Here is a 19,509-nt window from a genome sequence, read left to right as displayed (position 1 = left end):
CGTTATGAAAAGAGCCACAGAGCTGCAGGCATGGGAAAATTTGAGATCGTGCCCAGGATTGAGCTCAGGGTGGGCTCCAAACACCGCGCTAAGCAGTGGAAACTGTGGAGAAATTCTTTCCTTTTAAAAGTTTTGTCAACGCAGCTTTAGGTGGCACGATAGGGGAGAGAAGAGTAGTGCCGAGGGTTGTGGCTGGGTATAAGGTCACCGCACACATGCAAAATATGACGTTTTCCTCATGATTTGTGGCATATTATTTTCTAAACATTGTTGCGGTGCCAAAAATCGCCGCGCCAGATTTCTTTAATTATCCGAACATACACAGTCAGACGGGCCTGCAAGGTCCAGACTGAGTTAAGCAAGGAGCAAGTTCTCACGTGACCGAACTGAGCAAGAACTTCGGGGCTAGCCGACTAATTAATCGTTTCGACCAAGAGCCCTTTGCTTTTGTGTTTGCGGGACAAGGCTATGACTGGTTGAAAACCCTGCGCACTGCCGTTTCCGCAGGCGCAGGACAAAACGTCAAGGAAATTGTCGAGCGTGCTGAGAAACTCCTTGCACCTGTGGCAGATGAACTTGCTGGCACCTTCCCCTTCGGCTTTGATCCACTAACCTGGGCCAATAGTGCGGAGGCTCCCAACTTTGATAGCGCACAATCCGCTATTAGCGTGCCTGGAATCTTCGTCTCCCAAATCGCCACTTTGGATTCCCTTGAGGCGCAGCGTCTTGATGTTGAACAAGCTGTAGCCACCATTGGGCATTCCCAGGGTGTACTCGGTGTTCACCTGCTGAAGGATCCCACTCGCGCTGATGAATTAGTTGCTCTGGCACAGCTTATTGGTGCTGCGATTTCTCGTACTGCACGCATGACCGGCTTGATTGCGCAGGGGGAGAGCGCTCCGATGATTGCCATCGCCGGTATTAAAAAGGAACAACTCGAAAAGGCTATTGCACAGGCTGCTGCGGAGGTTCCTGCGGAAATTCGTCCAGTAATTGGTCTGCGCAATGCTCGCGATTCCTATGTTTTGGTCGGCCGTCCAGATGACAATGCGCGCGTAATTGCGGTGCTAAATGCAATGGCAGCGAAGGATCAAAAAGCTATTGAGAATAAGCAGCGCGGCGGCTCTGCTTTTGCACCGCGTATTAGCCCGCTGAAAGTCCAGGCTGCTTTCCATCACCCAGCTATGTCGATGGCTGTGGAGCAAGCGGTGGCATGGGCCAAGGCTTGTGGCTTTGATGTGGAAAGCGCTCGTGAAATTGCCGCTGACGTACTGGTTAACCCAGTTGACTGGGTTGCAGAGGTCAATGAGGCCTACGGCGCTGGCGCCCGCTGGTTCCTTGATGTTGGTCCCGATGGCGGCGTCGTAAAGCTTACTCAGTCAATTCTGGAAGGCCGTGGCGCGGACTCCTTTGACGTCTGTGAAGCTGCTGGTCAGGCCAAGGTTTTTGATGCTGGTGTCGCTCCGGAATTGCCGGTTGACTATGCGGAATTTGCGCCTCGTGTTGAGCACGTGGATGGCACTCCGCGCCTGATTACCCGTTTTAGTGAGCTCACTGGATACACTCCAATGCTGCTCGCTGGCATGACTCCGACCACTGTGGATCCTGCTATTGTGGCTGCTGCCGCCAATGGTGGACACTGGGCTGAGCTGGCCGGTGGCGGTCAGGTCACCCCAGAAATCCTAGAAACCCACATCGAGCAGCTCACTGAGATGCTCGAACCAGGTATCAACGCGCAGTTTAACTCCATGTTCCTGGACCCTTATCTGTGGAAGATGCAGATCGGCGGCAAGCGCCTGGTTCCTAAGGCGCGCGCCAACGGCGCTCCCATTGACGGCGTGGTCATCACTGCAGGTATCCCGGAAAAGGACGAGGCCGTAGCGCTCGTTAAAGAGCTTATCGACGGCGGCTTCCCGTGGGTCGCCTTCAAGCCAGGCGCTGTAAAGCACGTTAATGCTGTTTTGGCCATCGCCCAGGAAATCCCTGAGCTACCTGTGATTATGCAGCTTGAGGGAGGTGTCGCAGGTGGACACCACTCTTGGGAAGATCTTGATGAGCTGCTGATCGCTACCTATGCCAAGATCCGCTCCTTTAATAATGTGATCTTGTGTGTTGGCGGTGGCATTGGCACCCCAGAGCGCGCAGCCGATTACATCACCGGTTCTTGGTCTGAGGTTTATGACCTGCCTGCGATGCCAGTGGACGGCATTTTGGTGGGTACCGCTGCCATGGCCACCAAGGAAGCAACCACCTCTCAGTCCGTGAAGGACTTGCTGGTTGCAACCGCAGGTTCTGAGCAATGGGTTCCTGCCGGTGGTGCCAACAATGGCATGGCCTCTGGCCGTTCCCAGCTAGGTGCCGATATTCACGAGATCGACAACTCTTTTGCCAAGGCTGGTCGTTTGCTGGATGAAGTTGCCGGCGACGAGACCGCAGTGCAAAAGCGCCGTGCTGAAATCATCGAGGCTATTGGCAAGACCGCCAAGCAGTACTTCGGCGATGTGGAATCCATGACCTATGAGCAGTGGCTCAAGCGTTATTTGGAACTTTCTGGACCCCGGGATGGCCAGTGGATTGATGCTTCTTGGGCAGCTCGTTTTAGCCAGATGCTCGAGCGCACCGAAGCTCGTCTCATCGAGCAAGACCACGGCACCTTTGAACCATCCTTTAGCGAGGCTGGCGACGTCGACAAGCTTCTTGCGGCACTCCCACAAGCCGCAACCCAACTACTCACCCCAGCCGATGCGGCCTGGTTCCTCGGTCTGTGCCGTACGCCGGGCAAACCGGTGAACTTTGTGCCAGTTATAGACAAGGACGTGCGCCGCTGGTGGCGTTCTGACTCCTTGTGGCAGTCTCATGATGATCGTTATGACGCTGATCAGGTGGCCATTATTCCTGGTGTGGTTGCTGTGGCCGGTATTACCCGCGCCAATGAGCCAGTTGCCGAGCTGCTTGACCGCTTTGTGGATGCTTCCATTGCCCGCATTGAGGATCATGATTCTGTCTCCCGCGACATCATGGGCAAGGTACTTTCATCCCCTGGAACTTTCTGGGCAGATCGCAATATCCCTTCCATCGTGCACCGTCTAGGTGATAGCGATAAGTGGTCTCGCACTGAATTTGAAGCGTTCCACGCACCAAGTGGCGCCACCCTGGTTTATGAGGACGCCGAGCACGTTATGCTCACCGTTCCACTAGCCGGATCCACCGCCTTTGGCACCACCGCAGAGCTGAAAATCCGCATCACCAGCCCAATTGATGCACTCCCAAGTGCTGTACCTTTGGTCACCCAAAAAGATGCCGAAGCTGCCATGGGTGAGCTCACCCGCATCGCTGCCGGTGGAACTCTAGCTACCCTGGAAAACGGCACCGCAGTATGGGAAACCACCCTCGATGCTGGGATTATCGCCGACTACAACAATGTCACCGCAGGCTATTTGCCAGCTACCGTTATCCCAGCAAGCACCGCCCCTGATGTTTTGGTGGGACGAGCTTGGCCAGCAGTTTTTGCAGCCGTGCAGTCTGCCACCATCCCTGGCGCTGATTCCGCATCCGTGGTTGAGGGCATGCTCTCTCTGGTTCACCTAGAACACCACATTGTGCTGCATGCGGAGGTACCGACCTCCGGCGCACTCCATGTCACGGCCAAGGCTGATGAAGTTTCCGATACTGATCTAGGCCGCTTGGTGATTATCCGCGCCGAGATCACCTCTGCTGAGGGCACCAAGATCGCCACCCTGGCTGAGCGTTTTGCCATCCGCGGGCGCAAGGGCAATGCTGTGGCGCGTACCAATACCTCTGCGCAGACCACCACCATTGATACCCCACGTTCTTTGCGTGCGATTGCGGAGGTTGTGGCACCAGAATCCATGCGTCCATTCGCCATTGTTTCTGGCGATCGCAACCCCATCCACGTCTCTGATACCGCCGCTGCTTTGGCTGGCCTGCCAGGCGTGATTGTGCACGGCATGTGGACTTCTGCCATTGCAGAACTTATTGCCGGTGCAGAGTTCAAAGATGAGCAAACCCACACCCCAGCTGCGCGCGTTGTGGAATTCAGCGCCACCATGCTGGCTCCAGTTCTCCCAGGTGAAACCATCACCTTCACCGTGGAGCGCTCGGCAGTTGATAACCGCCCAGGCCGTGGCGAAGTACGTGCAATTAGCGCCACCGTTAATGGCAACCCAGTACTTAATGCCACCGCTATTGTGGCAGCTCCCACCACCTTCTATGCCTTCCCAGGCCAGGGCATTCAGTCCCCAGGTATGGGCATGGAAGCTCGCCGCAACTCCGCTGCAGCTCGTGCTATTTGGGATCGTGCAGATGCACACACCCGCAATAAGCTGGGCTTCTCCATTGTGGAGATTGTGGAGAACAACCCACGCGAAGTCACCGTGGCAGGGGAGAAGTTCTTCCACCCTGATGGCGTTTTGTACCTCACCCAGTTCACCCAGGTGGGCATGGCAACTTTGGGCGTTGCCCAAATTGCTGAAATGCGCGAAGCAGGTGCACTCAACCAGCGTGCCTACTTTGCTGGTCACTCCGTAGGCGAGTACAACGCACTTGCCGCTTATGCCGGTGTGCTTTCCCTGGAATCTGTGTTGGAGATCGTCTACCGACGCGGACTCACCATGCACCGTCTGGTTGATCGTGATGAACAAGGTTTGTCCAACTATGGCTTGGCAGCCCTGCGTCCCAACAAGATGGGTCTTACTGCTGACAATGTCTTTGACTATGTTGCAGACATTGCTGAGCAATCCGGTGAGTTCTTGGAGATTGTGAACTACAACCTCGCTGGCTTGCAATATGCCGTTGCGGGTACCCAGGCAGGATTGGCAGCACTGCGTGCCGATGCTGAAAAGCGCGCTCCCGGCCAGCGTGCCTTCATCATGATTCCAGGCATTGATGTGCCATTCCACTCCTCTAAGTTGCGCGATGGTGTGGGAGCTTTCCGCGAGCACCTAGATTCTCTGATCCCTGCTGAGCTAGATCTTGATGTGCTGGTAGACCGTTATATTCCAAACCTGGTAGCTCGCCCATTTGAGCTTTCTCGTGAGTTTGTGGAATCCATGACTGAAGTGGTCGATTCCCCGTACATCAATGAGATCTTGAGCGATTTTGAGGCAGCTTCCGCAAACCCACAGCAGCTGGCTCGCACCCTGCTGATTGAGCTTTTGGCATGGCAGTTCGCTTCCCCTGTGCGCTGGATTGAAACCCAGGACTTGCTGCTTAAGGGCTTGAAGGCGGAGCGCTTTGTTGAGGTTGGTGTGGGATCTGCTCCTACCTTGGCCAATATGATGGGGCAAACCTTGCGTCTGCCGCAGTACCGTGAGTGCCCAATTGAGGTGCTTAACATTGAGCGCGATCGCCCAGTAGTTTTTGCTACCGATGAGGTTGTGCGCACCATTGAGGCAGAAGAAGTTGCTGAAGCTCCAGCTGCAGACACCGTCGAGGTTGCACCGGTTGCCGTAGCTGTCGAGGCTGCAGCACCAGTTGCTGTAGGCGGACCTCGCCCGGACGATATTTCCTTCACTCCAGCTGATGCTACTGAGATGCTCATCGCCTTGTGGACCAAGGTACGCCCTGATCAAATGGGTGCCACCGACTCCATTGAGTCCCTGGTAGAAGGTGTTTCTTCACGCCGTAACCAGCTGCTTTTGGATCTTGGTGTGGAGTTCGGCCTGGGTGCTATCGATGGCGCCGCCGATGCAGAACTCGGCGATCTGAAGGTTACTGTCTCCAAGATGGCAAAGGGCTACAAAGCCTTTGGTCCAGTGCTTTCTGATTCCGCGGCCGATGCGCTGCGTCGCATTAGCGGACCTACCGGAAAGCGTCCAGCTTATGTGGCAGAACGTGTTACCGGCACCTGGCAATTGGGCCAGGGCTGGGCTGACCATGTGGTCGCTGAGGTTGTTGTCGGCGCCCGCGAAGGTGCTTCCCTGCGTGGCGGTGACTTGGCGTCCCTGGCGCCTGCAGCGCCTTCCAATACCACTGAACTAGATGCGCTTATCGACGCCGCCGTGCAGGCAGTTGCTGCCCGGCGCGGGGTGGCAGTGTCCCTGCCTTCCGCTGGCGGTGCCGGTGGTGGAGTAGTGGATTCTGCAGCTCTTGGTGAGTTCGCAGAGCAGGTTACCGGTAAAGCTGGTGTGCTTGCTCAGGCAGCCCGCACCATCTTGACCCAGCTGGGTCTTGATAAGCCAGCAACCGTTTCCGTGGAAGACACCGCAGAGGAAGACCTCTACGAGTTGGTCTCCAAGGAACTCGGTTCTGATTGGCCACGTCAGGTTGCACCAAGCTTCGATGAAGAAAAGGTTGTTCTGCTTGATGACCGTTGGGCTTCTGCGCGTGAGGATCTCTCCCGCGTTGCTCTTGGCGAACTCGCAGCAACTGATATCGATGTCACAGGTGCAGGCGAAGCTGTTGCAGCACAGGCTGAATTCTTTGGACTTGATGATCTCGCAGCTCAGGCTCGCGACCAAAGCTCCTTGGACTACGCCGACGATGTTGCGGTCGTAACCGGCGGATCGCCGAACTCGATCGCGGCGGCAGTCGTCGAAAAGCTTCTTGCTGGCGGTGCAACTGTCATTGCTACGACCTCCAACCTCGGCCATGACCGCCTGGAGTTCTACAAGGATCTCTACGCACGTTCCGCACGCGGCACGGCAGCACTGTGGATCGCGGCGGCTAACTTGAGCTCCTACTCAGACATTGACGCCATCATCAACTGGGTCGGATCCGAGCAGACCACCACCGTCAACGGCGCATCCAAGCTGGTCAAGCCAGCTTTGGTCCCTACCTTGCTGTTCCCATTCGCGGCACCTCGCGTGTCCGGATCCATGGCAGATGCAGGCCCACAGGCAGAATCCCAGATGCGACTTCTGCTCTGGTCTGTTGAGCGCCTCATCGCAGGTCTTGCGCCATTGGGTTCCTCCATCAACGTGGGTCACCGCCTGCACGTGGTCATCCCAGGTTCACCAAACCGTGGACGCTTCGGTGGCGACGGCGCATACGGTGAATCCAAGGCAGCTCTCGACGCAGTGGTCACCCGCTGGAACGCCGAGCAGGGCGCATGGGGAGCAAACACCTCCCTCGTGCACGCTCACATCGGTTGGGTTCGCGGCACCGGCCTCATGGGCGGCAACGATCCTTTGGTCAAGGCAGCTGAAGAAGTAGGCGTGGAAACCTACTCCACCCAAGAAATTGCAGAGAAACTGCTGTCCCAGGCAACTTCCACTGTCCGCGAGCAGGCAGCATCCGCGCCAATCACCGTCGACTTCACCGGCGGACTTGGTGAATCTGATCTGAACCTGGCGGAAATGGCACGTGCAGAAGCAGCTAAGGCAGCTAACACACCAGTGGTTGAGGTTCCACGCACCGTGGCAGCACTGCCAACTCCTTACCGACCAGTGATTCAAACCACCCCTGATTTCGCAGGTCAAGTCACCCAAAACCTCGACGAGATGGTCGTCATCGTTGGCGCCGGCGAGCTCGGTCCACTGGGTTCTGCACGTACGCGTTTCGACGCCGAACTCAACGGTTCCCTCTCCGCCGCGGGTGTCATCGAACTTGCATGGACCATGGGACTTATCCACTGGGATGAAGATCCAAAGCCAGGCTGGTACGACGACTCCGACGAGGCAGTGGCCGAAGAAGACATCTTCGACCGCTACCACGACGAAGTCATGGCACGCGTTGGTGTCCGCAAGTACAATGACATGCCTGAGTACGGCATGATCGACAACTTCGCACCAGAGCTGACCACCGTCTACCTCGACCAGGACCTCACCTTCAACGTGGGATCCCGCGAAGAGGCACTGACCTACGTCGACTCCGAGCCAGAACTCACCTTTGCTTCTTTCGACGAAGCAGCAGGGGAGTGGAAGGTCACTCGCAAGGCAGGCTCCGCAATCCGCGTACCTCGCCGCATGGCGATGACCCGCTTCGTTGGTGGACAGGTTCCTAAGGACTTCAACCCAGCTGTATGGGGCATCCCAGCAGACATGGTGGACAACCTGGACACCGTCGCGCTGTGGAACATTGTCTGTACTGTCGACGCCTTCCTGTCCGCTGGTTTCACCCCGGCTGAACTGCTCGCATCCGTGCACCCAGCTCGCGTGTCCTCCACACAGGGCACCGGCATGGGCGGCATGGAATCCCTCCGCGGCATCTACGTCGACCGCATCCTGGCAGAGCCACGCGCCAACGACGTTCTGCAGGAAGCACTGCCCAACGTTGTTGCAGCTCACGTCATGCAGTCCTACGTCGGTGGCTACGGACAGATGATCCACCCAGTCGCAGCTTGTGCAACCGCAGCTGTTTCTGTGGAAGAAGCACTGGACAAGATCCGCATCGGCAAGTCCGACTTCGTTGTCGCAGGTGGCTTCGATGCCCTGTCCGTTGAAGGCATCACCGGCTTCGGCGACATGGCAGCAACCGCCGACTCCGCAGAGATGGAAGGCAAGGGAATTGAGCACCGCTTCTTCTCCCGCGCCAACGACCGTCGCCGCGGTGGATTCATCGAATCCGAAGGTGGCGGAACCGTCCTGCTGGCACGCGCATCACTCGCAGCTGACCTGGGACTACCAGTGCTCGGTGTCATCGGATTCGCAGAGTCCTTCGCAGACGGTGCCCACACCTCCATCCCAGCCCCAGGCCTCGGTGCCCTTGGTGCTGCCCGCGATGGTGTGGAATCCCGCCTCGCAGTAGCACTGCGCTCCGTCGGTGTCTCCGCTGATGAGATCTCCATTATCTCCAAGCACGACACCTCCACCAACGCGAATGATCCAAACGAGTCCGACCTGCATGAGCGCATCGCAACCGCCATCGGTCGTGCAGACGGCAACCCGATGTACGTGATTTCCCAGAAGTCACTCACCGGACACGCCAAGGGTGGTGCAGCAGCATTCCAGATGATCGGTCTCACCCAGGTCCTTCGATCTGGACTGGTGCCAGCCAACCGCGCACTCGACTGCGTTGACCCAGTACTGTCCAAGCACTCCCACCTGGTCTGGCTGCGCAAGCCACTAGACCTTCGTGCGAAGGCACCAAAGGCAGGTCTTGTTACCTCCCTCGGCTTCGGACACGTCTCCGCAATGGTCGCTGTTGTTCACCCAGATGCCTTCTACGAGGCAGTCCGGGTGGCACGTGGTGCTGAGGCAGCTGACGCATGGCGTGCCTCCGCGATCGCTCGCGAAGAAGCAGGCCTTCGCACCATCGTCGCAGGTATGCACGGTGGCGTACTGTACGAACGCCCAGTCGAGCGCAACCTCGGTGTCCACGGAGACGCAGCTAAGGAAGTAGAAGCTGCAGTCCTCCTGGATTCCCGCGCCCGCCTAGTTGACGGTGTCCTCCGCGCCGAAGGCTAGTTGGTTATTGCGTTGAGCCCCTCATGCGGTGTCCCTTGTTGGGATGCCGTGTGAGGGGCTTTTTGGTTTGCCCGACATAGGTTCGTCCTTATAGGTGGAAGCCTCTGGAAAGGGAAGGTGGTTTAACTTCTAGCTGATGGCAGCTGCGTCACCAGTGAGGGGATGTTCGAAGGTTTCCAAACTGCAGTTATTACGGAGTTAGGCATTGCTTTTTGGTTCCAGTTCAGCCCCATGCCACTTAGGAACAGGCTCAATTGAACTGACCTCAAAGGTAGCAAGTTTGCAATTTTTTAAATACTGGGAATCTGGACGGAAAACACTTCGTCTTCTATCGGTTATTTTGCGAAACTTGGAATAGGAAGTCCCATCTGGAGAAGATACTGGAACATAATAAAACCCTTCGTCAGCTTCAAAAAAGAGGTCTTTTTGGAAGCCTACTAGCCCTTCGCCTGAAGTGATCGCATCTTGCAATAGAATGGTTCCTGTTTCATACTCTCGTCCGTCACCAAAAAATGAAAGACGGCCAATGATATGTGCATGACTAAAGTCAATTTGACCTTCGGTTCCAGAGGCACCCAGATTAATTCTAATAAGACAATCATCCTCTATTCGAACGGCCATACAATTTAGCTGTGTTTCTAAACTTGGTGAGATTTGGACCTCTGCTCCCGACATAACACCACTTCTCATTAAGGAGATACGTCCTTTGCCCGTGCTTGCAATAAAGAGGTTCGCCGCAATGGTGACATCGCGTATTGAGACTGAACTATTATCGAATTCGAATATGAGATTCACTTCTTCTTCAAACTCAGCCCGGTCTAGAATGAGCTTCTGAATTTTTACCTGATTCCAGGAAAAATCTGGTAGAGATGCCCCGGTTAAATCAATCGTCAAATCAGACCAACTTGTAAACTCCGGATTTAGCACTGAGGTGTGCGATTCAATTAGATTCAGGACAGTACGCACAGGGACTTCTGAAGTCATATTGTTGGCGGAACCAGTCAAGCGAAGATAGGCGCACAATACATCAACACACTGTTGTCGATGCCCTACCCATTCATCGGCAAGCCAGCTTAAGGCGTAAATGCCCGCAAGTTGAACTGAAGCATTTTCACTTCCAATTTGCTCACATGCGGCCCGGTAACGCTCAACCAAAGAAGATGCATCAGATCTTAAGCTTTCAGCTTCTGAAATTCTTTGCTTCCTGTATGAATATAACATTGCGAAGATTCCGCCGAACAAGGCAGATATGGTGCCTGTTGCCCGGGCAGTATCTAAGATCTGTGAGGGTGAAAGAGATTCATTTGGCCATCCGAATCCATTAACTTCCACTCCACTTAGCAAAAGGAATACTACGAAAACTCCCCAAATTCCTCCTAATGATAGAATTGAAATAAGCCCGATGGCTAAGTTGAAGTTCATCATTTTGGGAGTATGCCCTACTACCGCTCCGCTTTGGTGTACCATGCCTTAATGGTAGGCGATGAGAAATAGTTTTAAGTAAATCGCGGTATTCTAGCGTCGGAATTTGGCTGTTGTCAATTCTATATCTTGATTAAGTCCATATATTCTTGGCTGAAGGTGAGTTCCGTACCCTCCAACGGTGATTATTTAGCGATGAATTTTCATTTCCTCGCTTAGCCACAGCTCCAGATTGAATAATAGATATTCGCCTTTTGCTGGTGGCTACGAGGGTAAGGGCGCGAAAATCTGCGCTACAACGAACAACGATGGAAAAAGTATTCCGGCAAATCTTTAAGTGGTGCCCAGTAGAATCCCCGTGTTTTCACTAAGATCCCCAACCATTGCTTTTGAGCATTGGCTCCAAGGCTTGTTATGATTTCGCCTCAAGAAGGCAGGAACTCTAGCTTAACGATCGAGAACGCCCTAAGGACGAACTTACTGCTCCATCTACCCTTGAGAGTCAGTAGTCTGTCCGGGTTAAGGCCGATAGTAATAGTCCTGACATAGCTTGCAAGAGGTAAAGATTACTTGACCATCTCATTGAGCTTAAATCGTCTTGGGAAACTACCGATGCTTACCGTTATCCGGATAGGCTCCTATTGCTTGCGAGCTGTGATCCAAACTCATACCTCATCCTAATATCAGCTACTTAGCGAGCAACAAACAATTGATACTCCAACGTTATCGATCAGGAAGCTTCTTAACCACGTGCTGCCTCGAAATGGTGTTTGGAGGGTAAGCTCCCAGGTGTTTCGATGGCGGAGTTCACGCTACTTATTAATTCCAATGTATGACAGTGAGGTTCTCATTAACGATGGTGAACATCCATAACGGGATGGCCGTCTGCTCTATTGTGCACAGAGTACCGAGTTGATATTCTCACCGGCATCTTGTGCAAGTGAGAAACTTGAGGCATAGGCGCTCAGAAAAGGATTGTTGAGATCAGCTTTACTTACTGTTGCATACGGAATTTTCATATCTGTTCACTGCTATTCAGGGTGCCTAATAGTGTCGTGACCTTGTATAAGTTCAATACTGCTTTGAACTCAATGCTTGTATTCTGACTTGTGGACAGTGTGGCGCAATTACATCATTGGACCAGTATCGCGAATGGTCCTGCAAGAATATGATAAGCAGGGATTTATGTGACAGTTTGCATCTCCGTTGTCCGAGTGTTTTCGCTGCATGTTTGGCGCTTAAACTAATTTGCGTAATTCGCGTGTAAGCACATCAGCCTTTTTTCGCTGTTTATCGCTCATGGAGCGGGAATTAAACATATTCAAATAGAATTGAAAATCATTTTTTCCGTCATTTCTATTGAACTTATTTGGCTGGAAAAGTCCCTTCTCATAAAGGGCGGTAATGAATTTTCTTGAAAGAATCCCAGCATCCTTGATCTCTTGGAATGTGATACTCCCCAAATTCCTTTTCCGGAGCTCGGTGATTTTTCTCAAATACTCTACGGTATCTACCATATTCTGGCTTCCAAAATGACGGATACACTCACTGCCAATCGGGTGCAATTGTGTCCTTGTCATAGTATTGGTGATGATGTACTTATACCGGAGCCCCGTTTTGCCACAGACGCATACACTCAAACTTTCAAAGTCTTCATCCTGCCCTGAGACCTCCCACTCAGCAATCGCTTTCTCCCAAGTGTGTGATTGCGAATTTTTTAATACTTCGTTCATAAGTAGTGGTGCTGGTTTTTCTATTCCCATAGACTGATTCTACCGTTTCCTCAGCACCTGTTTGTCCTATTTAAGGATGGAGTGGTCACCGCGTAGATTCAGTTGTTTCTTTAAGCTACTTTGTTGTGGTTAGCGTGCTGGCACTTAACAAAAGTGACAAGTCAAGTGAGTTCTTTAGGATAATTAGTATTACTGGTGATATTTATAGTTCCTTGAATGTAGGATTCGATCCAACTATTCATAACAATAACTCGGTAGGATCAAGGGCTTTTGGATTCGGAATTGTAGTGACAATTGCAACCGGTCTTACTGAGCTCACTGATCTCATTTGGGGGTAGGAATGATGATCTGAAGTGGCCACTTCTGCAGCATTCTCGTTTTGTTCTCTTTTGGTATTGTGCCTTGCTAAACCGGCCGGGGAGAGGTCGTGGCCGTTCATCCCGCTGCTTGATAATTATTCTTTCCGTATTTGAATCTTCGAGTTTCAAAGCTTCATTAATGCAATAGATCCATATTCTTGGATCACGCTAAGGTTTCCTAAGCCCACAAAACCTCACAAACACTATTGCCAGTGAAATCACACACAAGAACGTGCGCATGCACTAATTGTTGATAATGTTTCCTAAGCAACTATCCGCCCCCGTTTTCTGCACGTCGCAGGAACCGGGGCGGTATGCATTTACCTCGCGATAGCGCCCTTTAATTCTAGAAAGGAGCTGGAGCCTTGTCTTCCTCCAGCAACCCCACCTCCAGTAATCCCACCCCAGAATCGGTTGGGATCCCGAGAAATGTTGTCATCATCTTGGCTGTATTAGTTTTTACAGCCTTTGTCATGATGTTGAATGAGACCACTCTGGCAGTCGCGTTGCCGTCGATCATGGCGGACTTTGACATTGAGGCGAATACTGCGCAGTGGTTGCTTACTGGTTTTATGTTGACCATGGCTGTGGTTCTTCCAGCTACTGGTTGGATGTTGGAACGTTTTACCACTCGTAGTGTGTTTATTTTCGCCACGGTGGTCTTCCTGATCGGTACTGTGACGGCTGCGTTGTCTCCTACTTTTGCGATTATGCTTGCAGCCCGCGTCGCTCAGGCGATTGGTACCGCTGTGATCATGCCGCTGCTGATGACTGTCGCGATGACCGTTGTTCCTCCAGAGCGCCGTGGCGCCGTCATGGGTTTGATTGCGGTCGTGATGGCCGTTGGTCCTGCTCTTGGACCTAGTGTGGCTGGTTTCGTACTCAGCTTGTCTTCGTGGCACGCGATTTTCTGGGTTATGGTTCCGTTGGTGTTTGTGGCAAGCCTGATCGGTACCCTGCGTCTGACCAACGTCAGTGAGCCCAAAAAGACTCCTTTGGATGTCATTTCCTTCCTGATTTCCGCAGTGGCTTTCGGTGGCCTTGTGTACGCTTTGAGCTCGATTGGCATCATTTTGGAAGGTGACAGAAGCGCGTTGGTCGTGTTGGCTGTCGGCATCATTGCGTTGGTGGTGTTTGTGTGGCGCCAGATTTCCATGGGTAAGCAGGATAAGGCGCTGTTGGATCTGCGTCCGTTGGCGATTCGTGAGTACACCATTCCGCTGGTTGTGCTTTTGACGCTGTTCGGTGCGCTGCTCGGTGTCATGAATACGCTGCCACTCTACCTGCAGGGATCCTTGATGGTCACCGCCTTGGTCGCGGGTCTAGTGCTGTTGCCAGGTGGTCTTTTGGAAGGTGTGCTGTCGCCATTTGTGGGTCGAATTTATGATCGTCATGGTCCACGCGGACTCGTGATCGGTGGTATGTCACTCGTTGTGATCTCCCTGTTTGCACTGTCCACCGTCGATGAATTCGCCAACGTGTGGTTCATCATCGGCGTACACATCGTGTTCTCCATCGGCCTTGCGCTGCTGTTCACCCCACTGATGACAGTCGCGCTCGCATCCGTCCCCGACAACATGTACGGCCACGGCTCCGCGATCCTCAACACCCTCCAACAGCTCGCCGGCGCCGCAGGCACCGCGGTCATGATTGCGGTTTATTCCACCGTCAGCAACAACGCGCTTATCGACGGCGCAACCCAACAAACCGCCCTCGCCGACGGCGCCAACTCTGCATTCTTCGCCTCAGCGTGCGTGGCAGTGTTTGCACTGATCGTGGGCTTCTTTGTAAAGAGGCCAGCCCGCTAAGCTAGGTCGCATGATCAGCATTGGAACCGACCTCGTTCACATTTCGGCGTTCGCAGAGCAACTAGCCCAACCGGGCAGTTCCTTCATGCAGGTGTTTTCTGCCAGTGAACGCCGCTTGGCATCCTTCCGCGCAGAAACTCGCCAGGCGGAACACCTAGCGGGCCGGTGGGCTGCTAAAGAAGCCTTTATTAAGGCCTGGTCGCAGGCGATTTATGGACAACCTCCGGTAATTGCAGAAGAACATGTGCAATGGCGTGAAATTGAAGTCCGTGCTGATGCCTGGGGGAGGGTTTCCATTGAACTGCACCCCGCTTTAGCAAAGCAGGTGCATGACTCTATTGGTCAATTCCATAGCAGCGTCAGCATTAGCCACGATGGTGACTATGTGGTGGCAACCTGCGTTTTGCAGAACTAGCCAGTTGCGACAGAGAAGAGGTAGGAGATCAACATACGTTTGATTTCCTCCACGATGCTGGCAAAGGCTTCATCGGTGGTATCTACATCGCGCACCGCATAGTTGAGCAGGGAGCTAACAGTATGCACCAGCAAACCAGCTAGGGACATGCGCTCTTCATAAGAAGCACCGCGGGCTAGTGGTCGCATGACCTCCGCAATGATTTCCAGCATTTCCTTCTCAGTTGCTGCGGCAGTGGCACGCGTAGCAGGAGTTGACTGAATGGCATGCCATACCGCGCGCCGGGAAGGATCCTCGCGCCACAGCCTGGCCAAGTGCTCGATGAATTCATCCAAGATTTCTGGCCACTGCAGAGCTGGGACCTGGTCGGAGAATTTCTTAAGCTCGGCAACGGCTTCAGCATTGTCTACGCGGTCAAGTTCACAAATGAGCACGTATTTATTGGCGAAAAACTGATAAAGCGTACCGATTGGTACTTCGGCGCGTTTGGCTACTTCATCAAAGGTGAAGGATTCAAAGCCGAGATCAACAAGCACAGAACGCGCAGCGGTGAGAATGCGATTAAAGCGCTCACGGCTACGTTGCTGGGCGGGGCGGCGTCGAGGTACGAGAATTTCCGTACCGGCAGGATTTTCCGCGGCGTCCTGTTTCTGGGGTTCCATGGATTTAATGATCTAGGTGGCTTATCTTAGGCAGCGTTAAATTCGCGCAGGAGGCGTTCGACGTGACCGGTGGCGCGCACATTGTATTTAGCCATGCCAACGGTTCCATCTGCATTAATAACAAAAGTGGAGCGAATAACGCCCTGGACAATTTTGCCGTAGTTTTTCTTTTCACCAAAGGCACCCCAAGCAGTCATAACTGATTTATCTTCATCAGAAAGCAGAGGGAAATTAAGTTCATGGTCTTCGCGGAACTTAATTAGTTTGGCTACTGGGTCGGGGGAAATGCCGATAACTTTGATACCCAAATCATTAAGTTGGCTTAAAGAATCGCGGAAATCGCAGGCTTCTTTGGTGCAACCTGGGGTGTTTGCCTTGGGGTAGAAATAAACAAGAACTTGCTGACCTGCAAAATCACTAAGCGACGTGGTGCTGCCCTGATCATTGGGCAGGGTAAAAGCGGGTGGGGTGTCTCCGATATTTAGTCGCTGTGCTTCAGTCATGTATTCCACAATAGCGGGTGGCTAACCTGAGGGATACCTTGAGTTCAGCAAAGGTTTTTGGGGACCAATGAACCTAAAGTCAAGGAGTTAAGTAATATGGAAACCCAGTAACGGGTTTTCATGACGCGTTAAACAAAAATAGTTGATCACAGATACACCAAATCAGGAGTAGCGCAGTGGCACGCAACATTGAAGACATCCAGCGCGATATTGAGCGCACCCGCCGACAGCTGGCAAATACCCTCGACGAACTGGCAGACCGCAGCAAGCCTGCAAACCTGGTAGATGATGCCAAGACCCAGGCAACTGCAAAGCTGCAGGAGCCTAATGTGCAGAAGATTCTGCTTGGTGTCGCCGGCGTTGTAGCAGGAGCAATCGTCTTCAGCATCGTGCGTGGCCGTAAGAAGGCTAATGATCTTAAAGAGATTCAGCGTCTGCTTTCCCAGCGCTAAATCGACAAAACAAAAACCGTATCCCTAAATTTAAGGGATACGGTTTTTTGAGTTTTAGACCAGCAGCGCGCCGGCGTCATGCATTTCTTCCAAGGCGCGATCGCCTGCATGAACATCTACGGCAGCACACATATCGCTAAGAACGCGGACTTCAAAACCTTCTTTGATGGCATCCAAAGTGGTGGCACGGACACAGTGGTCGGTAGCAATACCCACGATGTCTACCTCTGTAATGTCACGGGCCTTGAGCCAAGGGGCCAGTAGGAGCTCCTCGGATGTTGCTGTTCCTTCAAAACCGGAATAGGCAGCGGTGTAGTGGCCTTTGCGGAAGAATTCCTCGATAAGCTCAAGGTCAATGCGCTCATGAATAGCAGCGCCATCAGTATCGGCCTTGCAGTGAACCGGCCAGGAATCTACATAATCAGGGTTGTCAGAGAAGTGCTCGCCGGGATCAATATGCCAATCCTGGGTTGCGACCACAGTGTCATATTCGCCACCGTGGGAGAGGAGATAAGCCTCAATAAGGCCTGCTACCTCATCACCACGGGCGGTGGCTAGGGAACCACCGGGGCAGAAATCCTTTTGAACATCAACGATAATCAATGCGCGAGCCATGAGAATGCGGACCTTTCCACGTCAAAAACTGCTGGATCCTAAAAGGTGCTTTTACTTAGATCCAAGTGTAACGCTAGTTTGCTGCGAAAGAATCCACTCTGCGGTTCGCTCGGCAATTTCCGCGGGGGTATCTGCCACATCAAAAACGCGGTGATCCTCATCTGGCTCAAGCAACTCCAGAGTTTCAAACTGCGAATCCAAGAGGGTAGCGGGCATGAAGTGATCTTCGCGAGCTTTCATGCGGGAAAGCAGCAAATCATAGGATCCGCGCAAATGTACAAAAACGGTGCCGGGGCATTTGGTACGGATGAGGTCTCGGTATGAGCGTTTGAGAGCGGAACATGCGATCACACCACTGGGGCGATCGCGTAGCCATTTGCCAACTTGGACTAACCACCAAGCGCGGTCATCATCATCGAGGGCATGTCCAGCGGCCATTTTGTCGATATTGGACTGGGGGTGGAGTTCATCGCCATCTTTAAACTCGAGACCGAGTTTTTCGGCAAGGAGGGCACCCACGGTTGATTTACCACAGCCGGAAACTCCCATGACTACAATGTGCACGCCTTCAGGTGTTGTCATATCTATTCCTCTCATGTTGAAACGTGGAGGCTTAAAAACACCCACAAAATTTAATGGTCATATCATAACGGGTTTTAGGCCAAAATGTGAAGCGCAATAGCAAAAGCTATCTCAAGTGATGGCCAACACAATCAATGTCTGGAATGTAAATATGCTCAGTACCTTGTCTTTTGCGGCAAGATCGGAGTTTTAGATAGCCACTGAGAGCGAGGGGTTCGTCGAAAAGCGTTTTAACAGCGCCAAATTCTGGGGCGCGGGTGCCGCGCACCTGCCGAAAAACGTAGGCTGGCTGGCATGTGTGCCAATAAGTTGACCATGCCCATTCCCGAATACCTCTCCGAAATTCTCGAATCAGTGCGTGCAAACACCGCTGGCGAGGTAGCTAATTACATTCCTGAACTTAAAAAAGCCGACCCTAATCCGCTGGCTATTGCCATCTGCACTGTGGATGGACGCATTTATAGTGCTGGTGATGATGAAGTTGAGTTCACCATGCAAAGTATTTCCAAGCCTTTTGCTTATGCGCTGGCACTTCAAGAATGTGGCGCTGATCAGGTCTTTGACACCGTTGCCGTGGAACCTTCCGGCGAGGCATTTAATGAACTTTCCCTAGATGGTTCAAATCGGCCCATGAACCCCATGATTAATGCGGGAGCCATTGCTATTAACCAGCTAATTAATGGCTCAGATTCCTCGGTGGAAGACCGCGTGGAGAAGATTAGAAAGTACTTTTCTGAGCTTGCGGGCCGTGAGCTCATGATTGATCGGCGCTTGACCGAATCTGAATTAGTAGGCGCTGACCGCAATCTCTCGATTGCCCATATGCTGCGCAATTATGGCGTCATTGATGATGATGCCCATGACGCAGTGCTCAGCTATACCTTGCAGTGTGCCATTAAAATCACCGTGCGGGATTTGGCCGTTATGACAGCAACGCTGGCAGCTGGTGGAGTACAACCGATCACCGGCAAAAAACTAATTGATACCAAGGTTTGCCGTTTAACTCTTTCAGTAATGGCTTCTGCCGGTATGTATAACGAGGCAGGCCAGTGGTTATCCACCGTGGGAATTCCAGCAAAATCTGGAGTTGCCGGCGGATTAATTGGTATCTTGCCTGGTCAATTGGGTATTTCCACCTTCTCGCCCCGGCTAAATGCCCAAGGAAATAGTGTGCGCGGCGTAGAGATCTTCAAAACCCTTTCTGACGATATGGGCCTGCACCTGATGTCCACTGAACCAGTTGCAGTTCATGCGGTGCGCACGATTACTGAAAAGGATGGGGTAACCACCATTCGTCTTCAAGGCGCTATGAACTTCTCTGCCGGGGAGAATTTCCTGCATGAGATTCAGCAGCACCAGTTTGAGGGCGAGATGGTGGTATTGGATCTCAGCCGTGTGATTACTCTCCACCCTATGGCCATGCGCATGATTAAAGAAGGTCTCAAGCGTATCCGCGATGCTGGATTTAAGGTTGCCATTGTTGATCCGGATAATGTTTTGCCGAATTTTACTTTCTCTGATGGCACCCTTTGCGCCCAGCTTGCTTCGGAGCGAGATTTATAGCGAGATCAATAAGGCAATCTTTATTGCGCG

Annotated in this window: 11 protein-coding genes; 5 read left to right on the top strand and 6 right to left on the bottom strand. The window is 52.8% G+C overall.

Features of this window, described 5'->3' with window-relative positions; genetic code table 11:
- Positions 1–377: 377 nt before the first annotated feature.
- On the top strand, positions 378–9,365 hold the full coding sequence (locus tag H924_RS10590) for a type I polyketide synthase (protein WP_015651956.1): 8,988 nt from the start codon (positions 378–380) through the stop codon (positions 9,363–9,365).
- 198 nt (positions 9,366–9,563) lie between these two features.
- Here H924_RS10590 and H924_RS13695 read toward each other — a convergent pair whose 3' ends face one another.
- Together H924_RS13695 and H924_RS13690 are read right to left on the bottom strand one after the other, a co-directional pair.
- Positions 9,564–10,790, bottom strand: coding sequence for a hypothetical protein (locus H924_RS13695; RefSeq protein WP_015651955.1), 1,227 nt, complete (start codon positions 10,788–10,790; stop codon positions 9,564–9,566).
- A 1,235-nt stretch (positions 10,791–12,025) separates the two neighbouring features.
- Positions 12,026–12,550, bottom strand: a complete 525-nt coding sequence (locus H924_RS13690; protein WP_015651954.1) for a hypothetical protein — start codon at positions 12,548–12,550, stop codon at positions 12,026–12,028.
- Positions 12,551–13,244: 694 nt separating this feature from the next.
- Between H924_RS13690 and H924_RS10575 the strand changes: the two genes are divergently transcribed.
- Positions 13,245–14,687: a DHA2 family efflux MFS transporter permease subunit gene (locus tag H924_RS10575; protein WP_015651953.1), complete on the top strand. Its 1,443-nt coding sequence runs from the start codon at positions 13,245–13,247 to the stop codon at positions 14,685–14,687.
- Positions 14,688–14,697: 10 nt separating this feature from the next.
- Entirely contained in the window at positions 14,698–15,102 is a 405-nt protein-coding gene (gene acpS / locus H924_RS10570) for a holo-ACP synthase AcpS (protein WP_015651952.1), read from the top strand.
- Here the strand turns inward: acpS and H924_RS10565 are convergent.
- Complete coding sequence (locus H924_RS10565; RefSeq protein ID WP_015651951.1) at positions 15,099–15,764, bottom strand: TetR/AcrR family transcriptional regulator; 666 nt, start codon at positions 15,762–15,764, stop codon at positions 15,099–15,101. The two genes, acpS and H924_RS10565, sit on opposite strands and share 4 nt — an antisense overlap.
- A 26-nt stretch (positions 15,765–15,790) precedes the next feature.
- The gene (bcp, locus tag H924_RS10560; protein ID WP_015651950.1) at positions 15,791–16,267 is read right to left on the bottom strand and encodes a thioredoxin-dependent thiol peroxidase; all 477 of its coding nucleotides are present in this window, start codon (positions 16,265–16,267) and stop codon (positions 15,791–15,793) included.
- A gap of 176 nt (positions 16,268–16,443) precedes the next feature.
- Here bcp and H924_RS10555 point away from each other — a divergent pair, with 176 nt between their 5' ends.
- Entirely contained in the window at positions 16,444–16,719 is a 276-nt protein-coding gene (locus H924_RS10555) for a DUF3618 domain-containing protein (RefSeq protein WP_015651949.1), read from the top strand.
- A gap of 54 nt (positions 16,720–16,773) precedes the next feature.
- Here H924_RS10555 and H924_RS10550 read toward each other — a convergent pair whose 3' ends face one another.
- Both H924_RS10550 and H924_RS10545 read right to left on the bottom strand, forming a co-directional pair.
- Positions 16,774–17,334, bottom strand: coding sequence for a nicotinamidase (locus H924_RS10550; protein ID WP_015651948.1), 561 nt, complete (start codon positions 17,332–17,334; stop codon positions 16,774–16,776).
- Between the two features lie 51 nt (positions 17,335–17,385).
- Complete coding sequence (locus H924_RS10545; RefSeq protein WP_015651947.1) at positions 17,386–17,916, bottom strand: gluconokinase; 531 nt, start codon at positions 17,914–17,916, stop codon at positions 17,386–17,388.
- Between the two features lie 294 nt (positions 17,917–18,210).
- Between H924_RS10545 and H924_RS10540 the strand changes: the two genes are divergently transcribed.
- Positions 18,211–19,479, top strand: coding sequence for a glutaminase (locus tag H924_RS10540; protein ID WP_015651946.1), 1,269 nt, complete (start codon positions 18,211–18,213; stop codon positions 19,477–19,479).
- Positions 19,480–19,509 lie beyond the last annotated feature (30 nt).

The organism is Corynebacterium callunae DSM 20147, assembly GCF_000344785.1.
Classification (GTDB): domain Bacteria; phylum Actinomycetota; class Actinomycetes; order Mycobacteriales; family Mycobacteriaceae; genus Corynebacterium; species Corynebacterium callunae.
Note: the sequence above shows the minus strand (reverse complement) of the source record. Positions and strands in the feature narration are given on the sequence as shown.

Excerpts from the sequence above, each read along its gene's own strand:
- H924_RS13695 (WP_015651955.1), bottom strand. The coding sequence starts at position 10,790 with ATGATGAACTTCAACTTAGCCATCGGGCTTATTTCAATTCTATCATTA.
- H924_RS13690 (WP_015651954.1), bottom strand. The coding sequence starts at position 12,550 with ATGGGAATAGAAAAACCAGCACCACTACTTATGAACGAAGTATTAAAA.
- acpS (WP_015651952.1), top strand. The coding sequence starts at position 14,698 with ATGATCAGCATTGGAACCGACCTCGTTCACATTTCGGCGTTCGCAGAG.
- H924_RS10565 (WP_015651951.1), bottom strand. The coding sequence starts at position 15,764 with ATGGAACCCCAGAAACAGGACGCCGCGGAAAATCCTGCCGGTACGGAA.
- bcp (WP_015651950.1), bottom strand. The coding sequence starts at position 16,267 with ATGACTGAAGCACAGCGACTAAATATCGGAGACACCCCACCCGCTTTT.
- H924_RS10550 (WP_015651948.1), bottom strand. The coding sequence starts at position 17,334 with ATGGCTCGCGCATTGATTATCGTTGATGTTCAAAAGGATTTCTGCCCC.
- H924_RS10545 (WP_015651947.1), bottom strand. The coding sequence starts at position 17,916 with ATGACAACACCTGAAGGCGTGCACATTGTAGTCATGGGAGTTTCCGGC.
- H924_RS10540 (WP_015651946.1), top strand. The coding sequence starts at position 18,211 with ATGTGTGCCAATAAGTTGACCATGCCCATTCCCGAATACCTCTCCGAA.